Source organism: Luteimonas sp. TWI596, from assembly GCF_039674105.1.
Classification (GTDB): domain Bacteria; phylum Pseudomonadota; class Gammaproteobacteria; order Xanthomonadales; family Xanthomonadaceae; genus Luteimonas.
This window is the reverse complement of the sequence record NZ_JBDJMU010000055.1, coordinates 1-606: the sequence shown is the minus strand read 5'-3', so window position 1 is coordinate 606 and position 606 is coordinate 1. Positions and strand designations below refer to the sequence as shown.

The 606-nt window shown below is 64.2% G+C and carries 1 pseudogene; it reads left to right on the top strand.

Annotated elements, in window-relative coordinates:
* A pseudogene (locus ABE487_RS17215) lies at positions 1-606 on the top strand (IS3 family transposase); the annotation flags it as partial.

The following is a 606-nucleotide window of genomic DNA, read 5'->3' as shown; positions in this document are numbered from 1 at the left end:
GCCAAGCGCCTGAAGGAACTGGAGACCGAGAACGCGCGGTTGAAGAAGCTGCTGGCCGAGCAGGTCCTCGAGAACGAAGTGATCAAGGACGTGCTGCGAAAAAAATGGTGAGCGCACCGACCCGAGGCGAGCAGGTGCGCTACATGGCAGGCAAAGGGCTCAGCGAGCGGCGTGCTCTGCGCGTGGTCGGCATGAGTGCCAGCGCACTGCGCTACACGCCTCGTCCGGATCGCAATGTAGAACTGCGGGCGCAGATCCAGGCCTTGGCGCATCGGCACAAGCGCTACGGCGTGGGCATGATCTACCTCAAGCTGCGGCAAGGCGGCCAGGTCGTGAACTACAAGCGCGTCGAGCGGCTGTATCAGCAGGCGAAACTGCAGGTGCGGCGGCGCAAGCGCAAGAAGGTGCCGATGGGCGAGCGGCAGCCGCTGATCCGTCCGGTGATGGCCAACGAGGTGTGGTCGATGGACTTTATCTTCGATCGCACCGCCGACGGCCGTGTCATCAAGAGCCTGGTGATCGTGGATGACGCCAGCCACGAGGCGGTGACAATCGAGGTCGAGCGTGCGATTTCGGGCCACGGCGTCAGCCGTGTGCTGGACCGCC